The 20,107-nt window shown below is 36.7% G+C and carries 17 protein-coding genes and 1 pseudogene; 1 reads left to right on the top strand and 17 read right to left on the bottom strand.

Translation table 11 applies throughout. The features are described 5' to 3' along the window. Positions 1 to 187 precede the first annotated feature (187 nt). On the top strand, positions 188 to 619 hold the full coding sequence (locus HWV59_RS06650) for an Rrf2 family transcriptional regulator (RefSeq protein ID WP_102232353.1): 432 nt from the start codon (positions 188 to 190) through the stop codon (positions 617 to 619). 429 nt (positions 620 to 1,048) lie between these two features. On the opposite strand, the gene HWV59_RS06645 is transcribed toward HWV59_RS06650, so the two are convergent. From HWV59_RS06645 to HWV59_RS06570, 17 genes and pseudogenes are all read right to left on the bottom strand, one after another. Next, complete coding sequence (locus HWV59_RS06645; protein ID WP_102232352.1) at positions 1,049 to 2,233, bottom strand: levoglucosan dehydrogenase; 1,185 nt, start codon at positions 2,231 to 2,233, stop codon at positions 1,049 to 1,051. Positions 2,234 to 2,264: 31 nt separating this feature from the next. Continuing rightward, entirely contained in the window at positions 2,265 to 3,443 is a 1,179-nt protein-coding gene (locus tag HWV59_RS06640) for a substrate-binding domain-containing protein (RefSeq protein WP_102232351.1), read from the bottom strand. 27 nt (positions 3,444 to 3,470) lie between these two features. After that, positions 3,471 to 4,292: a sugar phosphate isomerase/epimerase family protein gene (locus HWV59_RS06635; RefSeq protein ID WP_175638379.1), complete on the bottom strand. Its 822-nt coding sequence runs from the start codon at positions 4,290 to 4,292 to the stop codon at positions 3,471 to 3,473. A gap of 117 nt (positions 4,293 to 4,409) precedes the next feature. Then, entirely contained in the window at positions 4,410 to 5,252 is an 843-nt protein-coding gene (locus tag HWV59_RS06630; protein ID WP_175638378.1) for a sugar phosphate isomerase/epimerase family protein, read from the bottom strand. A gap of 74 nt (positions 5,253 to 5,326) precedes the next feature. Continuing rightward, entirely contained in the window at positions 5,327 to 6,355 is a 1,029-nt protein-coding gene (locus tag HWV59_RS06625; RefSeq protein ID WP_175638377.1) for a zinc-dependent alcohol dehydrogenase family protein, read from the bottom strand. A 36-nt stretch (positions 6,356 to 6,391) separates the two neighbouring features. Continuing rightward, the gene (locus tag HWV59_RS06620; RefSeq protein ID WP_175638376.1) at positions 6,392 to 7,360 is read right to left on the bottom strand and encodes a sugar phosphate isomerase/epimerase family protein; all 969 of its coding nucleotides are present in this window, start codon (positions 7,358 to 7,360) and stop codon (positions 6,392 to 6,394) included. Further along, complete coding sequence (locus tag HWV59_RS06615; RefSeq protein ID WP_175638375.1) at positions 7,357 to 8,535, bottom strand: Gfo/Idh/MocA family protein; 1,179 nt, start codon at positions 8,533 to 8,535, stop codon at positions 7,357 to 7,359. Before HWV59_RS06615 ends, HWV59_RS06620 begins: the two co-directional genes overlap by 4 nt. 50 nt (positions 8,536 to 8,585) lie before the next feature. After that, positions 8,586 to 9,566: an ABC transporter permease gene (locus HWV59_RS06610; protein ID WP_175638374.1), complete on the bottom strand. Its 981-nt coding sequence runs from the start codon at positions 9,564 to 9,566 to the stop codon at positions 8,586 to 8,588. After that, the gene (locus HWV59_RS06605) at positions 9,547 to 11,046 is read right to left on the bottom strand and encodes a sugar ABC transporter ATP-binding protein (RefSeq protein ID WP_175638373.1); all 1,500 of its coding nucleotides are present in this window, start codon (positions 11,044 to 11,046) and stop codon (positions 9,547 to 9,549) included. The genes HWV59_RS06610 and HWV59_RS06605 overlap by 20 nt, the downstream gene beginning before the upstream one ends. Before the next feature lie 55 nt (positions 11,047 to 11,101). After that, positions 11,102 to 12,268, bottom strand: a complete 1,167-nt coding sequence (locus HWV59_RS06600) for a substrate-binding domain-containing protein (RefSeq protein WP_175638372.1) — start codon at positions 12,266 to 12,268, stop codon at positions 11,102 to 11,104. A 286-nt stretch (positions 12,269 to 12,554) separates the two neighbouring features. Continuing rightward, entirely contained in the window at positions 12,555 to 13,568 is a 1,014-nt protein-coding gene (locus HWV59_RS06595) for a LacI family DNA-binding transcriptional regulator (protein WP_175638371.1), read from the bottom strand. A 443-nt stretch (positions 13,569 to 14,011) separates the two neighbouring features. Further along, complete coding sequence (locus HWV59_RS06590; RefSeq protein WP_102232336.1) at positions 14,012 to 15,400, bottom strand: ABC transporter substrate-binding protein; 1,389 nt, start codon at positions 15,398 to 15,400, stop codon at positions 14,012 to 14,014. Positions 15,401 to 15,428: 28 nt separating this feature from the next. Beyond that, complete coding sequence (locus HWV59_RS06585; RefSeq protein ID WP_102232335.1) at positions 15,429 to 17,111, bottom strand: sensor histidine kinase; 1,683 nt, start codon at positions 17,109 to 17,111, stop codon at positions 15,429 to 15,431. Beyond that, positions 17,108 to 18,658: a response regulator gene (locus HWV59_RS06580; RefSeq protein WP_175638370.1), complete on the bottom strand. Its 1,551-nt coding sequence runs from the start codon at positions 18,656 to 18,658 to the stop codon at positions 17,108 to 17,110. The genes HWV59_RS06585 and HWV59_RS06580 overlap by 4 nt, the downstream gene beginning before the upstream one ends. Positions 18,659 to 18,885: 227 nt before the next feature. Beyond that, a pseudogene (locus tag HWV59_RS26990) lies at positions 18,886 to 19,066 on the bottom strand (phosphogluconate dehydrogenase (NAD(+)-dependent, decarboxylating)); the annotation flags it as partial. An 88-nt stretch (positions 19,067 to 19,154) separates the two neighbouring features. Further along, positions 19,155 to 19,493, bottom strand: coding sequence for an IDEAL domain-containing protein (locus HWV59_RS06575; RefSeq protein WP_102232333.1), 339 nt, complete (start codon positions 19,491 to 19,493; stop codon positions 19,155 to 19,157). Between the two features lie 143 nt (positions 19,494 to 19,636). Then, a complete protein-coding gene (locus HWV59_RS06570) occupies positions 19,637 to 20,050 on the bottom strand; it encodes an RrF2 family transcriptional regulator (RefSeq protein ID WP_102232332.1) in 414 nt (137 codons plus the stop codon). Positions 20,051 to 20,107 lie beyond the last annotated feature (57 nt).

Genomic DNA, 20,107 nt, shown 5'->3' with positions numbered 1-20,107 from the left:
CCTCCATTATGGTTTCGCTTGTAACAAATTTGATTACATGTATTTATTTTAGTTACATGTAGTCATTTTGTCAACAGGTTAGATCCCATATATTATTTTGTTCGAAATTTGGTATAATAGACTTGTAATCAAATTAATTACACTTATAAATTAGTAAACAGATTTATTCACAAGGTGGTGACTGAACATGTCAATCAGCAGCAGATTCGCTGTCGGCATTCATATATTAGCTTTAATTGAATTAAATAAAGAAGGGATAACGTCTTCTGAATTTTTAGCATCCAGTGTGAACACAAACTCAGCAGTGATCAGAAAACTCATGGGAATGTTAAAAAACGCTGGTTTAATAGAGGTAAAACCAGGTGTTGCAGGGGCTAAACTCTCAAAAGAATTATATGATATTACGCTGTTTGACGTTTATAAAGCAGTGAATGTAGTACAGGAAAAAGAGCTATTTAGCATCCATGAAAACCCAAATCCAAAATGTCCTGTAGGTAGGAACATCCAGAATACAATCGAACCATTGTTCACATCAGCTCAGTTAGCTATGGAGAAGATGTTGAGGAGCGTAACACTTGAGGATGTTGTGAAAGATATTGCTATGAATGAGAATAACTAGTAAAAAGGCATTCCAAAAATGGGATGTCTTTTTTAGCCGAGAGTTTGACCTAGATTTGAGCAAGAATACCTGAAATATTCCCTGCATCCACCTAGCTTGGTATCAATGATATCACCCTTTTATATGATAACCCTCTACTAATACTTATCTAAGTAAAATATATAACCCCACAAATAGCAGTGAAAAAGAAATGACAACTCCGTAAATATAAGTTAATCTTGTTAGATACCTTTTGTTTTTTTACTGTAGTTAGATTCTATATTTTTTTGCTGTGAATATCGTACCAAGTAATGCAAATATGGCTAAAATAAGAATAAGTATTACAGCAAATGTCATAGATACTTCCCTTTCACATATTTTTTCCAAAATTTCCATTATCTCTTGAAAAACCGCCAGATATTAATCCCTGGCGGTTTTCGATGTGAAAACTTAATTTGTTTTTGCAGGTACTTTTTCAAGATTCACCCACTGACCTTTTTCAGCTGATTCAAGAATCGCATCACTAATAACAGCAATTCGATATCCATCATCAAAGTTAGGAGAAACTGTTGTATCATCCACAATTGATTTAATAAAGTCATACGCTTCAATAATTTTTGTTTCACCGTAACCAATCCCTAACGCAGGAATTGGCCATAAGCCCTCACCGTACGGATGCGCTGGTCCAGTGTAAACAGTTCTGAACCCTTTTGCATCTCCTGGATCGTCTGAGAAGCAGACTTGAAGTTCATCACGACGCTCATAGTTGAAGTAGATAGAGCCTTTATCACCGTGAATTTCAAATGTTAGAAAGTTATTGCGTCCCCATGCATTACGAGTTGCTTCAATGCTTCCAACTGCACCATTTTCAAATTTGACTAATGTTGTGATTTCATCATCTACGTCTACTTTACCTTTAGGAACATCTCCTGCACTTTTTACAGTTCCTAATTTGTCTGCGCCGCCTGATTGAACTGGTCTTTCTGGGATCCACGTTTTTGATACGGCATTGACATCAGTGATTTCCCCAACTAAGTAGCGGGCAAAATCAATAACATGTGTACCAATGTCACCTAATGCACCTGATCCTGCAATTTCCTTTTGGAAGCGCCATGATAATGGTGAATTAGGATCTGCAGACCAATCTTGAAGATATGTTCCACGGAAGTTCAAAATGTTTCCAATTCTACCTTCTTCAATATATTTTTTTGCAAGTGCAACAGCTGGTGTTCTTCTGTAGTTAAAAGCAACCATATGCTTTACACCTGCTGCTTCTACTGCTTCTAACATTGTTTTTGTTTCGGCAGCATCTCTAGCTAAAGGTTTTTCACAGATTACATGTTTACCAGCTTTTGCTGCAGCTATGGCAATTTCAGCATGTGAATTATTTGGTGTCACTATATCAATAATGTCGATCTCTGGATTTTCTACTACCTCTCTCCAGTTAGATGAGTAATTATCAAAACCTAATTTTGCTGCTGCTTCTTTTGCAATTTCATCTGTCACGTCGACAAGCGTGTGACGATGTGGGACAGCAGGTGCCGGCCAAAAAAACATTGGCATTCCCGCGTAAGCAAGAGCATGTGCCTTTCCCATAAATCCTCCGCCAATCATTCCTACGTTTAATTTTTTCATATTTATTCCCTCCAATTAATTTTGTCTTTTATTATTTTGCAGCTTCTTGAATCGTATCTGGAGCTTCTTTTGAATAAACAAGTTTCCAAGAATCTAATACATTATCCGGTGTTACTTTTAATGCGGGAACTGCTACATATGCAGGTGCTTCTTTTCCAAGCAAACCATATCCAGCTAAAATCGCTTCTGATATTCCTTGATCATATGGAAGCTGTGCGCCTAAGCCTTTAATCATTCCATCTGAAGCAATATCAATGGCAACTGTTGTTCCTAAGTCAATTGTTGTGATAACTAGGTCATTTCTTCCAGCTGTCCGTGCTGCCGCTAATGCCCCCTCTGCAGGAACATCCCAAACGACAAACATGCCATCAAGATTAGGGTTCTTTGTTAACATACCTGAAGCGACTTTTTCTCCATCGTTCGGTGCCACAATTCCACCACGCTCTACGATTTCAATGTCTGGATATTTTTCTGTTATTGTTTTCTCAAATGCTTCAACACGTTGTTTTGTAACAAAGTAATCTGCATCATGATAGACAACACCGATATTCCCTTTCCCACCTAATTCTTCTGCCATTATTTCAGCTGCCTGAACTCCATTTCCATAGTTATCAGCGGATACAACGCTTACATAATCCTTACCAGCTTCTAAATTATTTGGCTTATTATCCATAAATACCACTTTTACTCCCGCATCGGTCGCTTTCTTAAATGCCGATGCTGTAGACACAGGATCAACAGGGATCCCAACGATGATATCTGGATCTTTAGCTAATACTGTTTCAATATCTGATACTTGTTTTTCTGCTTTAAATTGCGCGTCTGTTACTGCTACTACCTCAATTCCCATTCTGGCAAATGTTGCTTTCAACCCTTCAATTTGTGCTGTAGCCCAGTCATTTCCAGCATAGTGCATAACAATGGCTGCCTTATAGTTACCTTCTTTAATCTTTTGAACTTCCTCTTCTGTTAGCTCAAGTGTTTTTGCTGACACAGCCGACTCTCCATCAGGCCCTTTACTTAAGATTTCTTGATCAGGAATTTCCTGATTAATAGCGATAGGACCAGATACTTCTGTTGCGACTTCTTCTGTTGAACCTTGATCTTGATCACTTGTTTCAGAGGTAGTAGAACTTCCTTGGCTGCATCCTGCAAGACCTAGCATTGTCGCTAACGAAACCATAGATAAAATAGAAAGTAACTTTTTCATAATGTGCCCCCTTGTTTTGGACAATCTTTATATTGATGTCAAAGATTCATATTTCGAAAGATATTTACGGCTAATGTCTGCACCAGCCTTTGGATCTTCGTAGCTATCAAGTTCAACTGTTATCCACCCATCATATTGAACTTCTTCTAACACTCTTACCATTTCATCAAATTCTTGGTTTCCTTCACCTAATGGTAAAAATTCTCCATTTTGATAATCCTTAAAATGAACATATTGAATACGATCAATATATTTTTTAATGATGTCTACCGGATCCCCCCCACCTGCTTCAATGTGTGCAGTGTCAGGACATAAGTTAATGACAGTTAATGGCATTAATTTATCTAATTGTTCCGGTGACTGCACACAAGTACCTAAGTGTGGATGGTAGCTTGCAATAAGCCCATATTTTTCAGCAATATGACTGACCTTATTTAATGCTTCACCTAAATCTCTGTAATCGCTCTCTAAAATACCTTTAGCTCGAATTGCTCCTCCACCAACAACTAGGTGCTCTGCTCCTAGAGTAGATGCTAGAGCAGCAACTTCTTCAATTTTCATTAATTCATCTTCTAAAATGTCCGGAAAGATAAAGTTCCCACCAGTATAAACTCCGATAAAGTCTAGTGAATGCTCTTCAATCAAGCTTTTAAACTCTTCTTCTTTCCCTTTATATTGCATAAGGTTTCCATCAAAAAGTTCAAAACCCTTGTAACCTGCTGCGGCAATATCTTTCAATGCTGCTTCCGTTGATCCATTTGCAAGATAGTATGCATCTTTTACTGACGTTACACCTGCAGGATGGCCAATTACGCCTCCCCAAGTGTTCGTTTGATAACCTAACTTCATCATGTTCCTCCTAATTCAAATGATTATATTGACCAATACTCACCTCTCTAAAGGGCTGAGTAATGCAACAGTAGACTTACGGTGGATTCTAACATATAGAATCCACCACCTTAGTTCTTAGTAGATTTCAGATATCTTTTGTTTTAAGAATTCAATTGATGTTTTTGCGTACCAATCTGGTTCTGACTGTCTAGAATGGAAACCAACTTCCATTGAAAGATATCCATCATAATTAATGTCCTTTAATGCTTTTAACACCGCATCAAAGTCACATCTTCCTTGTCCTGGAGGAAGGCGATCATTGTCCGAAATATGAACATGGTGTAATTTTTCCTTCATGCGATAAACATAGTCACTAGGTACTTCATTTCGATAAAGTGCATGGAATGTATCAAACATTACTTTCACATTATCCATTTCTGATTCCTCGGCTAAAAGAAGTGCATCATCAGCAGTTTCTATTAAATTACTATCAGCAGGAGTAGGTTCAACAACTAACGTGATGCCAAGATCTTTTGCATAATTTGCAACTTCTTTTAAACCTTCTAAGCTATAATTCCATGCATCCTGCTGTGATGTCCCAAATGGTACCCATCCGGCAATCCACATAACAGTTGGACATTCCCAATCATGTGCTAATTTAACAACATCTTTATAATGCTGAATCGTAAATTCTCTTTCCTCTTTAATTGGTGAGCTTGGATTCATACCAGGTCCACCACCTGGAGCTGGTAGCATAGCTGAAACTTTTAAGTTTTTTTCTTTTAATAGATTAAATATTTCTTGTCTTCTCTCTGCTGATAAATAATCTGGCCAAGCATGAGGACTTGCGCAGCCAATTTCAATTGCATCATAACCAAATGATGATAAACGGTTTATTACTTCCTCTAGTGGATAAGAAGGTACCCAAGCTGGAAAACTACTATAAACCCATGTATTGAAAGAAATGCCCTTTAACATACATCATCAACTCCTAATTATTAGAGAATAGTAGGGGCCTAAAAAAGTAATGTCAGTAACCCTCTTCTCTGTTTTCACCAAACAAACACAGCTTTTTCTGTCTTTCTTTCATCAAACATACGGAATGCATCTGCTGCTTCTTCAAGCTTGAACGTATGTGTGACTAGTTTTTCAACAGGTAGATTTTTTCTCACAATAAATTCTGTAATTTCATCAAATTCTTGAATTGGGAAATACCATGAGCCCATAACAGTAGTTTGTTTACGGATTAATTGTTGGCTTGGTTTAATGGTTGTTTCCTTGCTTTCACCAATGAATGCCACACGTCCATGAGCTTTCACACAATCTAGGGCATCATTTTCAGCATAAGGACTTCCAGAGCAATCGATTGCTGCATCAGCACCTGCTCCATTTGTAATGCGATTAATCTCTTCTTGTACATTAAATTCTTTTCCATTAATTGTGTAATCAGCACCTAGATCTTTTGCTAATTCTAGGCGTTCATCAAGCATATCAACGGCAATAACAGTTGCGCCTAAGCCTTTTGCAATCATTACTCCAGCTCCACCCATAGGTCCCATCCCAAAAATAACGAGCGTATCTTTTCCAGATATGTTCATTCTTTTTTGAGCATGGTAGAGAGTCCCCACTGCATCCGTCGATACAGCAGCTGTAACAAAGCTCATACTATCAGGTAATCTCATGCAATTTTCAGCTGGAACAACCATATAATCTGCATCACCACCATGAGAGTCAAAGCCAATACATTTAAAGTCCTTACAGAACATTTTGTAGCCACTCTTACAATGTGCACACTCACCACAGCCTAGTGCTAAGTAAACAGCTACTCGATCTCCTTCTTGGAATTTTGTCACTCCTGGACCTACACCTGTAATCACACCTGCCGGCTCGTGACCTGGAACCGTACAACCTGTTTTTGTCCCTTCAAATACAGACGTACCATGGTATAAGCTCATATCACTACGGCATATAGCGGATGCTTTTAACTGAATTAACACTTCTCCCTGACCAGGAGTTGGAATGTCTACCTCACGAATTTCTACTTTTTTATCTCCTGGGAAAAAAACAGCCTTCATTGACATTGTTGTTTCGCCTCCATTGTTGAATGTTTGCTTTTATTAAGCCCACCACATTTCAGTTAGCTCTTCTTTAAACATGGCTCCTTTTAATAGAGAGATTGCTTTTTTTAGTCCTTCATCAGTCGAAGCCAGCATATCTTCATGTTCAATTGAGATCACATAATCATAACCAACTGCTCGCAATGTACTAATCATGTCTTTCCATAATTTCTCTTCATGTCCATATCCAACTGATCGAAATGTCCATGATCGATCTAAAATCTCACTGTAGTGCTTCGTATCTAAAACACCATTTACTTTTATGTTTTCTCTATCCAAATAGGTGTCCTTTGCATGGAAATGGAAGATCGCATTTTCACGTCCAAGCTTTTTAATCGCTGCAATCGGATCGATTCCTTGCCAAACTAAATGACTTGGATCAAAATTTGCTCCGATGTTATCCCCAGCATGTTCTCGTAACTTTAGCAATGTTTCAGGGTTATAAACGACAAATCCAGGATGCATTTCAAAAGCAACTTGAATACCACGTGATCTGGCAAACTTCGCTTCTTCCTTCCAGTAAGGAGTCACCACTTCATTCCACTGCCAGTTTAAAACCTCTGTAAATTCGGGCGGCCAAGAGCATGTTACCCAGTTTGGATTTTTTGCTTCATTATGATCTCCAGGACATCCGGAAAATCCATTTACAACAGGTATTTCTAATTTTTCAGCTAGGAGAACTGTTTTTCTCCACACCTCATGTGAATCATTGGCTACCTTCTTATTAGGGTGCAGAGGATTCCCATGGAAACTAAGTCCACTAATGGATAATCCTCTGCTTTCAATCGCTCTCATGAACCTCTTTGCTTTTTCAGGTGATTGAAGTAATTCATCTGGATCACAATGATGGTTACCAGGATAATTTCCTGTTCCAAGCTCAACTGTTTCTAATCCCATTTCCTTCACTTTATCCAGCATCATTTCAAACGGGAGGTTTTGATAAAGTGGTGTAAAAACACCTAGTTTCATGAGTAGACCTCCTTTTCTTGCTTGACCTTCACCCATTTCTGCTGTTTGTGACTTTCTAAGATAGCATCAGTAATACACATTGATAAGTGACCATCTTCAAACGTGGCAAAGTTAGGCTTATCTGTTTTAAGACTTTTCCCTTCTCTAATAAATGTATAAAAGTTTTGCATCATATTTTTTAACGCATCTGGCCAGCCCTCATTATGTCCGCCTGGATGATGAATTGCAGATTTTGCTGCTGCCGAGAATAAGCTTGGATCAGCTAATAGGATTTCGTTTGGCTTGTCACGGTGACCAATCCACAATTTTTCCGGTTCCTCTTGATTCCAAAATACTGAGCTCTTACTAGCATCGATTTCAAAGCTCAATCTATTTTTTCTTCCCGCACTTACTTGTGATACGGTGAAAACGCCTTTTGAGCCATCCTCAAAACGAACTAGTACAGATGCATAATCCTCCGTATTGATGGCAACATCCTCATAATCCTGCTCTTCATGACTAGCTGCACTGAACGTATTACTGCCAGATGTTGCTTTCTTTCTTACGGGGATAACCGTGGCAAGATCAGCAAAAACTTCTACAATTTTTTTCCCTGTTACATATTGAACCGTGTCACACCAATGTGAGCCGATATCTGCTACAGCACGGGATTTCCCCCCTACTTCTGGAGCTAATCTCCAGTTAAAATCCGTTTCATATAATAACCAATCTTGTAGATAGCTTCCATGCACCAAGTTGACCTTTCCTAAATCACCGTTTGTAATCATGGCTTGTAAATTTTGCACACTTGCATGCTGTCTATAATTAAAATTCACACCATGAACAACACCCTTTGTTTGAGCCAGAGCCAACAGCTCCCCTGACTCTTCGCTATTCATTGCTAACGGCTTTTCAGATACCACATGTTTACCGGCTAAAATGATGTCCTTATTTATCGTAAAGTGGACGTGATTTGGTGTGCAATTATGCACAACCTGGATCTCGTCATTTTTAAGCATTTCGCGGTAATCACCATAAGCAAGTGGAATGCCGAGTTCAGCAGCTTTAGTTTCAGCTTGCTCTTGGCTTGTTTCTGCTAATGCAACCACTTCTACAAATCCAAGTCTTCTAATTGCTTCGATATGAGTTGGCCCAATAAAACCTGTACCAATAATCCCTACCTTTATTTTTTTCATGTTTCATCCTCCTGTTCTGTCATTTTTTCTTGATGATTTCTTTTCTCTATTTATCTCTTAATTGCTTTTTTACCGAAAGCCACAGCTAAGATGATAATGATTCCTTTAATAATCATCTGCTGACTAACATCAAGACCCATAATGATCAATCCATTATTAATTGTTCCAATCATTAGAGAGCCAACAAGAGTTCCAACAATTGTTCCCACTCCACCAAATAGGCTTGTCCCTCCTAGAATTACAGCTGCAATGACAGAAAGCTCATCACCTTCACCAAAAGAGAAACGTCCTGCATTCATACGCCCTGCATATAATAGTCCCGCTAAACCAGCCATTGCACCTGTTCCTAAGAAAACGAGCAACTTAATTTTCATTGTTTTTACACCTGAGAAACGTGCAGCGCTTTCATTACCACCAGTTGCTAATACTTGTCTTCCAAAAGACGTCTTACGTAGTAAAACATGAGCAATGATTGTAAAGACAACCGTCCATAAAAGTAAAACCGGAATTGGACCAATATCACCAGAACCAAAGATAAAGTTGAAATTTGAGTTAACAATTGGAACTGGAGCTGTATCTGTTACCCACATTGCAAGACCTTTTATCGCTCCCATTGTCCCTAGTGTTACTAGGAAAGATGGAATTGCTACTTTTGTAACGAGTAAACCGTTAATTAAGCCAACCACAATACCCGTACCAACACCACCGATTAATCCGCCAATGATGCCATAGCCTGCCTGTAGAGCTAATGCCCCAACTAATGAAGATAAAGCAGCAATTGATCCAACCGAAAGATCAATTTCACCTGTACTAATAACAAATGTCATTGCAAGTGCCATTAAAGAAATGGTTGCTGTTTGTCTCACAATATTTAATAGATTGCTTGAAGATAAAAACCCTTCATCATATAAATTGATAGAAAAGTAAATTAACACTCCTACGAAGGCAAAATAGACGATATAGTTACGCCATTCAAATTTTTTAAACATAGGTAATGCTGGTTTTTCTACTTTAGAAACCTTGGATTGCATATTGAAGATCCTCCTCTGATTTAATCTCAGTTCGTTGTAGTTCCTTTTTTATCTTGCCTTGATGCATCACAAGGACACGATCACTCATAGCAAGAAGTTCCGGGATTTCTGAAGAGATAACAAGTATAGCCTTACCGCTATTTGCTAGTTCTCTAATAATTTCAATAATTTCTGTTTTTGCCCCAATGTCTACACCAATAGTTGGTTCATCAAGCAAAAGAACAGTCGGATTATTAGCTAACCATTTTGCAAGAACAATTTTTTGCTGATTTCCACCTGACAACAAGCCTGATTTTTTAAAGATATCATCAGTTTTTACATTTAACTTTTTAACAAGTTGATTACTTATTTCATTTGCTTTTTTGTTATCAATAAACAATCCTTTGTTCACTTTAGATAAAATTGGAAGAATCATATTGTCTTTCACACTATGTTCTAGAACCAATCCCTGCACACGTCGATCCTCGGGAATTAATGCAATGCCTGCATCTATTGCCTCTTTAGCCGAATTGATTGAACGTTTTTGACCATCAACGTAAATTTCACCACTGTCTATTGGGTCAATTCCAAATAAACAACGAACTAATTCCGTTCGACCACTTCCCATCAATCCAGCAATTCCAACTATTTCTCCAGGTTGAATTTTAAGATTAATATTTTGAACCTTATCTCCAGCGCTTACATTTTTCACCTCAAAAATCGGCGGTGCTTCTTTCGAGTATTCCCTCTCCTGATATTCAAAGGCTTGGTCAAACTCTTGTCCTACAATATGCTGAATAACTGTATCAAGATCCGTTTCACTACAATCCTCGGTTGTAATATATTGACCATCACGCAAGATCGTGATGCGATCACAAATTTCGAAAATCTCATCCATTCTGTGAGAAATATAAATAATCGCATAACCCTTTGCTTTTAATTGATTGATGAATTTGAATAATACTTCCGTTTCCGTTTGAGTTAACGAAGAGGTCGGCTCATCCATAATCAATATTTTCGCTTCCTGAGATAGTGCTTTTGCAATCTCAGTCATTTGCCAATAACCAACTCCTAGGTTATGAACAACATCAGATGGTTTAATATCCACCCCTAGTTCCTTTAAAAGTACCTCTGTTTTTTTCTCACATTCTTTATCATTTAAAAGCCCAATTGATGTCTTATCCTCTCTCGTTAAATAAATATTCTGGGCAACTGTAAGGGTTGGTACTAAGCTAAATTCTTGGAAGATCATTGAGATCTTATTTGCCTTTGCGTCATCAAAGCTTTTAATGCTTACAGGCTTTCCTTCAATTAAAATGTCTCCGCTGTCTGCTGTATAAACGCCAGTAAGGATTTTCATTAATGTTGATTTTCCGGCACCATTCCCACCCATCAAGGCATGTACTTCTCCTTTTTTCACTGAAAAGTTGACCTTGTTTAGGACCGTAATACCATTAAACGCTTTATTTATATTCTTCATTTCAAGAATAGGTTGATACATTGTTTGTTCACCTTCCTTTGGTTATAGAGGCTATAAGAGCCTGATAGCCTCTAAATTATTTCCATGCATCTTTCACAGTAGAAGGAGCTTCAACTCCATAAATTAATTTCCAAGCATCAAGAACATTTTCTTTTGTTACTTCTATAGCAGGAGAAGCAACATAAGGAGGAGCTTCTTTACCTAATAGGGCATATCCTGAAAGAATTCCCTGTGCTACACCTTGATCATAAGGTAATTGAGCACCTAGTCCTTGAACGATTCCATCAGATGCGATCGAAATTGCTACATTTGTACCTAAATCAACTGTTGTCACAACTAAGTCATCTCTTCCTGCTGTACGAGCCGCTGCCATAACACCTTCTGCCGGTACATCCCAAGGAGCGAAAATACCATCAATGTCTGGGTTTCTTGTCAGCATCGCTGAAGCAACTTCTTCTCCTTTATTCGGGTCCGTTATTCCACCTTGTGCTACGATTTCAATGTCAGGATATTTCTCTTTGATTGTTGCTTCAAATGCATCTGAGCGGTTTTTGGTTACGAAGAAGTTAACATCGTGATAAACGATACCAACTTTCCCTTTACCACCAATTTTTTCTGCCATAATGTCCGCTGCTAGAGCACCGTTTCCATAGTTGTCACCTGAAACAATACTGATGTAATCCTTACCTGCTTCAAGACCTTCTGCCGCTCCATCCATGAATACTAGTTTAACGCCTTGTTCTACTGCTTTTTTATAAGCTGGTGCAGTTGATACTGCATCAACTGGAACAGAAATCATGATATCTGGATCTTTCGCTAATACTGTTTCAATATCGTTTACTTGTTTCTCAGCCTTAAATTGTGCATCTGTTACAGCTACAACTTCAATTCCCATTTTTTCAAATGTATCTTGCATCGCTCCAACTGCCGCATTCATATAATCTGTACCTGAATAGTGCATAACAATGGCTGCTTTATAATTACCATCCTTAATTTTTTGAAGCTCTTCCTCAGTTAACTGTAATGACTTTGCAGAAACTGCTTGTTCACCATTTGGTCCTTTATCTAGAACTTCTAAATCTGGAATCTCTGGATTAATTGTTAATGGTCCTGATTCAGAGAGGTAATTTTCATTTTTTTCTGTGCTTCCTTCTGTTGTATGTGCTTCTTCCTTATTTCCACATCCGATTATTACACTAAAAACGAGTAGTAATAACACGGAAAGTAATAAATTCTTTTTCATTTCATAACCCCCAAATTTTTCAGTAGATTAACCTTTTGTATGGTACAACTAACGTTTTTTTAACAACCACCTCCTTTAAAGTTCAATTGCCAGAAATTTGTAATCGTTTACAAATTAACCGTAATGCGAAGTTTTATAAAAGTGCTTTCTTAACTTATAGAGAAAATGAATGAAATCTAATTTCTTTATTTTGTAATCCATTACATTTTCTTTATAAAAATAAACTTTTCCTCCCTGTTTACTTGGTTTAAAGTTAAGAGTGAATTGATATTTGTAATGGATTACATTAAGCGTGTAATGATTTATTGATTTTTGAGCACGATTCTCTTATGACAAGACTGTCATCTAAAATATATTGATTTTTCTCGATTCTCTTTTTATCCATAAGCATGATTAATAGTTCCATCGCTTTAGACCCTATCTCAAAAGCTGGTTGTGAGATTGTTGTCAAAGCAGGTTCGAAAATAGAGGAAAAATGAATATCATCAAATCCAATAACCGAGATATCTTCAGGTACTCTAAGGTTCATTGTTCTTATGGCTTTAACGGCACCTAAAGCCATTTCATCATTCGCTGCAAATACTCCTGTTGGCATTCTATTGAGCGCTAAAAACTTCTTCATTAAATTAAATCCGCTTTCATAATTAAAATGACCTTCTTGTACTAATACTGGATCTACTGATATGCTATACCTTGCCATTGCCTGGTAAAAACCCTTTAATCGATCCTGTCCTAATACACTATCAAGTGGCCCAGAAATAGTTCCTATTCTTCGGTGTCCCAACTGAATTAAATATTCTGTTGCCTTTCTAGCACTGCTAACATTGTCAATTGAAATGGTAGGAATAGAAGATCCTTCAATATATTCACAGGCAAGCACTACTGGAAATTCAATAGCCATTTCTTCGACAAGCTCTGGTTTCATTTTTGCTGTTAATAAGATCATACCGTCTGCTTTTTTCTGACGGAGCATATCTAAATACCGACTTTCCTGTTCACTATCATTCCCAGCATCACCAAGTAAAACTTGGTATCCGTTAGCAGATGCAAGATTTTCTATTCCTCGTAGAACCTTTGAAAAGAAAGGATTAGATATATCCGGAATCACAACAATCACTGTTTTAGTTTCTGACGTCCTTAGCTGACGAGCTAAAACATTTGGATGATAGTTTAATTCTTTAATGGCTCTTAATACTTTGTTAATTGTTTCCTCTCTTACAGTATCAGGCTTACTTATGACTCTAGAGACTGTAGCAGTAGAAACATTTGCCTTCTTTGCAACATCTACGATTCTAACCATCTAAGACTCTCTTTTCTATTAACTTAATAATGTAAAATTGTAATCGCAATCATTTTCGTTTAGATAAAATGTAATGCTTGTTTATTTCTTAGTTATATCTTATCGATTATTGAAAATCGAAAAAACATGGTTAAATTAATTTTTCACCATGCATTTTTAGTGTAGATGTAGGGATAAGTGTTTACGTTTTCTCTTTTAGAAATTATAGGCATTAAACAACCAAAAACCCTCAGAAATCTGAGGGTCCCAGAGTGTAGACAAAGTAAAATTGCTAGCCCCTCAGACTGATTGCTAACGCTTGCCTTTCGAGGCACGAAGCCTTGTGAGGAGCGGAGTTACCGGGGTTGGTAATGAGCACCGCAGCAAGGTGAGTAACAAAGAAAGCGAGCGTTTGTCAACAGTCTGAAACCCTCAGAAATCTGAGGGTCCAGGAAAAATTTTAATTATCTCAACAAATTATTTACAGCCTCATCAGCCTTCGTTAATGCTTCTTCAACTGACATTTTCCCAAGTTGGGCATCGTGTAAATAACCGGTTATAACACTTTCCCATTGTTCTTCCTGTGGGAAAAATGGACGCGCTTTTGCTGTCTTCATTGCTTCATTTACTGCTTCGTAACGGCGAAATTTCTCAACATCAGTTCCATCAACTTCCACTTGCTTAAGAGTTGGATCTAAATAAGAAGAGAGTCGGACTGGATCTCCTCCACCCATCTGAGCTTGTCTGACATCATTTTGTTTACTTTCTAACCAAACCATAAATTTAAATGCTTCGTCAGGATGTTTTGATGTTCTGGGAATAACAATTGTCCAGCCCGCTAGATGTGGAACAGATGCTTTCATTGCTGGCGTTTGGGCAAATTCCCATTGGCCAACAGTATTAGAATAGGCATGATCATCTACCTTATCAGCTGCCCAAGACCAGTGAATAGCCATTGCAACGTTTCCTTCTGCTGCATCAGCTGATACTTCTGAAAAGGTATAATCATTTATACCTGGAGGAGAGAATTGCAGTAGGTCAATCCACGTTTTTGTCGCCTCTATGACTTCTGGAGTTGATAATGATGATGTCATCTTATTCCAATCAATGACATCTCCGCCGTTAGAATAGACAAATGTTAACCATGTATGCACATTGCCGAACCCTTCGCTAGCTTGTCCAGCCCAGCCATATATTTTTTTTCCATTTACGATTTTCCCATTAAAAAATTCAGCCATATCGCGAAATTGATCCATGGTTTTGGGAGGTGTTAGGTTATATCCGTATTTACTTTTAAACTCTGATTTCAATTTATTTTTTTTGAATAAATCAGAACGATACCAAAGGATATGAGGATGGATCGTCTGTGGCAATCCATAATTATTACCACCTTCGCCATAAGCACCATTTTTTCCGTTCCATTGTGTTAGGGATAATGCTCTAGGTAAAAAACCTTCCGTATCAAGCTGTTCTTGTACCATATAGGTGTCCAAAGGGAGTAAACTATTAGTAGACACGAGTTCAGGTACCCAGGTATAATCAACATTAAAAAGATCATAACTAGCATTACCAGCAATCGAAAGAGACATTTTTTGAAAAATCATATCGCGTCCGACCAACTCAATATTTACAGATACACCTGTTTCTTCCTCGTATTCTTCCGCCAATTGTTGGGTTACCTCTCCCCATGTCGTGTTAAGAAAAACACCATTTAAAGATATTTGCTTTTTCACCTCAACCTCTTTATTTTCTTCCAAGGCCTCTTCTTGCTTTCTTAATGGTTGATTGCAAGAGGCTAAAATAAAAGAGCTCACAAACATCAAGACCATCAAGAGAGTAAAGTTCTTTGTCAATAATCTCCCCCCTTTTGTTAACTATTGTTCAATCGCGAACTGGATGACGAATGATCACTCTAAAGCCTTGATGATGATCTTCATCAACTTTTATTCCATAATCAGTTCCAAAATGAATCTGAAGTCTTTTATGAACATTTTTCAAACCAATGCCATGATGTACATGACTTGAGTTTTGTTCTTTATCCAATTTGTTACTCGTCAGTCCTGGCCCGTTATCTTCAATAATAAAAATAATATCCTGTTCAATGCGCTTAGCTGTTAACAGAATTTTCCCTTTCCCTTCTGGGAGGTTACTAATTCCATGCTTGATGCAATTTTCTACGATTGGTTGAAGGATTAGCTTGATGACGTTATATTTTAATATCGTTGGATCTACCTGAACAAATACTTTAAATAAACGATTACTTCTTAGCATTTCTATGTCTAAATAATTCTTGGCATGCTCAAGTTCTCTTTCAATCGTTGTCCACTCATTATTATTATTTAAACTGAATCGAAGTAAGTTAGCTAATTTCGTTACCATTAGAGCAATATTTTTTTCATCTACCTTTTCTGCTCTCCACTTAATTGCATCTAGTGTATTATAGAAAAAATGTGGATTAATTTGATGATTTAATGTCTGAAGCTCAAAATTTCGTTTGTCAGATTCCATCTTTTTTGTTTGTTCAATAAGTTCAGACATTCCTGTAATCATTTGGTTAAACCCGCCAACAAGCTGACCAATCTCATCTTTTCTAGACCTTTCCATACGGAAATGCTTCAATACTCCAATTCGGACTTTTTCCATATGTAAGACAAGAGCCTTAATTGGTAATGTAAAATTACGAACAATAAAAACAAGGTAGACCGAAACAATAAATATACTGATCACAACAATCCACAAAGTAAAGTTTTTTATTTGTTCAATATTTCCTGTAACCTCTTTGTTTGGCAGGGCAGTGATTAATTTCCATCCCTGCTCATTTAATTGAGTTTCAGCAATATTCCAATCCTCTTCTGGTACAAATTTTTCATGATAAAGAGAAGAGTTTGCGTCAGAAATAATGTTATTTTCTCGATCAACAATCATCGTATTGTAATTTTTAAAAGATGAGGGGAAGGATAATTCCTCTCGAACAGATGAATCAGGAATTTTTAGGACAATAACACCAAGTGGTTCAAAATAATAAGATGAACGAACCGCTCTTATATAAGTGAAAACTGGTTTATTTGAAGTTTCATCCCAATAATGGTACCAAATCCCTTTATCTTTCAATTCAAAGGCTTTTAACATCAATTCCGTACTTGGCTTAAAATCATTTCCATTAATTAGCTCCAAATAATTTGGATAGTACTTCATTTGTTTTGGAAAGACATAAACTCCGTATGTCCCTTTTAACTGGGCAATAAGCTGACTGATCCGATTGATAAAAGCCTTTTCTTCTTCATAAGATGTTGGTGGATTAGTTTGCAAGAGCTTTTGTAACTGTATAGATGTCACCATTTTTTCTGATTCAATTTCTGCATCTTTTAATAAACGATTAACCTGCTTTTTATTTAATTCTATATTGTCTTGAAGAAGCTGAGAGGTAACCGTTTCTAACTGAGACTTAGATCGATCATATGATAAATAACCTAATAATACTAATGGAATTATGATGGATAAGGAAATAAAGACAAACATTTTGTTAAATAAATTATCTTCTATTCTTACCTTTTTAATTTTCATTTTCCGTACCTATACTCTTTGGGTGTTTGACTTGTTCTTTTTTTAAAGATAGTACCGAAATGCTGTAGATTTTGATAGCCTACAGATTCCGCTATCTCATATACTTTCATGCTTGTTTCTCTTAGGAGTGTTTTCGCTTTGTTAATCCGCGTCTCTGTTAAAAAATCCATATATGTTTGTCCCGTTTCTTTTTTAAACAACTGACTTAGCCAGACTGGATGTAAGGATAGCTCGTCTGCGATTATTTGTAAGCTCAAATCCTCCATGTAACTAGAATGAATTATTTGAATGGCTCTCTCAATTATTGAATTGGTAGCATGTGTTGAAACCGTATGACCAACACTCGTTAAATACTCAAATAATACCTTTTCATATTCTTCTAATGTGGTGCATTCATCCACCTTTTCCCATACACTCATTGGGATTTCTTTAAGCTCCTTTGAGGTTTGTTTACTTATACTTGTAAGGGTCTGTGACAAGTAGTTTAATGTTTTTCGCGTAATATCGTCTCTTGATTCAAGTCCATCGAGTAATATGACCTGTTTAAAGAAAACCTTTACCACCTGACGAATGCTTTCTTCATCTTTATTTATAACTAATGATGCTAAATGGTTAGCTGTGGTAAGGTCTGTAGACATCAGATGATCAGATTTTGTATAGTCCTCGCGATTTGTTAGAGAGCTAATTTGAAATTCTTTTAGTGTAGAGCTGTAAGCCGCATGCATTTCCTCAAATGACGATACTTTTGTGCTAATGCCTATTGCTAACTCGATTTTTTGATATTCCTTTATCTTTTTGTGAATAGACCTAGCTATTTCCTCGGCATCTTCAATAGTTGTTAATAATACCCATCGATTTTTAGGATCTTTATAAAGGATTGAGTGCATATGATCTCGGATTACATCTTGCATAATATTTCCTATCACAAAAGTTTTTAATTGATTTTCTTCTGTAAAAGGTTTCCCGTCAGGATAGCCCTTTACATCAAAAATAAGGAGTGAGAAGGATTTATTCGCTAACCAATCAATATTCCATAAACACAGTCTATGATAGAGATGTTCTTCAAGAGGTGTTCTTTTTAAACAAAACTCGACTAGATAGTTATCCCTCATAGAACGTGTTCCAATCTCTACAAATGACTTTTGCTGCTCAGTATACAGAAGTTGTTCTTTTTCCTCCTTTATCATTGAGAGAGTCCTGTCTACCTTTTCTGTGAACTCCTTTGTGCTATATGGTTTTAATAAATAATCTACTGCACCAAAGCGTATACTTCTTCTCGCATATTCAAAATCACCGAAACCGCTTACAACAATAACCTTTGGTTGGTAGTCTTTATTTACAACCTCTTCAATTAAATCAAGACCAGATATACCAGGAAGCATAATATCGGTAATAATTAATTCTGGATAGTGTTTATAAATGACCTCTCTTGCATCTTCCGCATTAATTGAGGTGTGTAATTCTACTTCGACATTATAAAGAGAATCAATAGCCTTTTTCATTCCCATTAAGGAATCTGGTTCGTCTTCAATCAATAATAACCTCAATCTTTTACCCTCCATTCAGTGGGAAATTACATTTATATTAACCAGAACAAGTTTTAGTGGTCAATTATAATAACAATATGTTCTAGAATTGATGAATTTATGGGGAATTTTGGATAAGTTACTCGGGGGTTTAGTCCTTATTAGAGAAGAACCAAGACTTACTTAAAAAGCCTCGGTTTCCTACAGATTACTATCTCTTACAAATTAACTAATACAAATTACTTTTTTTAAACTGAATGTCCACCAAAATTCATTTCGAAGGGCAGCGACCACTTTCCCTGTAAAGGTGTCACTATCTAAGAACGGTAACACATCAAAAGAGACATGGCTATAACAGGCGTGGCTGCCTGTCAATCCAAAGCAGTTTCCACTGTCCACTTTCGATTCTCCTGATGATTGCATTATACCTAAATTTGCATATCTCCTTCAAATAAGGTAAGCAAAAATTGTTTTATACAAATCCACCAACATATCCTACTTCTAATGACAAATCTATTTAATGTTTAGCTTCATTAACAAGCTGCTTCATTGAGTTTAACTTTGCAGAAAGTTCGATAAACCAGTTCTCATCGCCAGTTGACAACGCTAAATCTATTAGAAAAAGAATTTGTTCCTTGTTTACCACTTTAGAAATCGGCAATTTCTTAACCTGTTTAAGTGAAATGGATATTTTTTTACCAATTGTTTCATCAGCTTCACTTTTAATGACAGATACTCTTACTGTTCCTTTTGGAAAATCCAGTGATTCGATATAACCAATGATTATTTCTCCATCCTGTAACTTTCCTTTAATCCAATCACCTGTTTTTAAATTGGCATGATTATTCAATGACATGTTTTTTTCACCTTCTTACATGATTTTAGATTATTAAAATATGAACATCCTTCTCTTTTATAGATAAGTCGAATAGAACTGTAATTATTTTCATTACATTTATATCAAAAAGCAGCCTGCGAAGATTAATCCTTTGCAGCCACTTATGATTCTTGATTAATCAGGTCCACAACTTCTTTTATCGTATAATCCTTCAAAAACGTACCAAGATGTTTTTCTGCACCTGTAAAAATTGCAAAAAGGACATGTTGCATGTTTTTGCCTACAATACATTGCTTATTTGATTCAGGACATTTAGGCTGAAGGGCACCTTCAGAAGTAATTGTATATATATCCCAAAGATTCACTTCACTTAAATCTAGTGCAAAAATAAATCCGCCACCTGTTCCTTCTTTTGATTTAATAAATCCATGTTTTTTTAACAAACTTAGGACTTTACGAATACGAACCGGATGGACACCAGCACTCTCAGAAATAGCATCACTTGTTGACATTCGGTCATGCTGTAAAGCAAGATATGTTAAACTATGAACGGCAAGAGTAAAATCACTATTCATGGCCTGCCTCCTTGTGACTAGTCTTCTATTTTTTACATAATTTAGATGATGAATTAA

This window comes from Metabacillus schmidteae (assembly GCF_903166545.1).
Classification (GTDB): Bacteria; Bacillota; Bacilli; order Bacillales; family Bacillaceae; genus Metabacillus; species Metabacillus schmidteae.
Note: the sequence above shows the minus strand (reverse complement) of the source record. Positions and strands in the feature narration are given on the sequence as shown.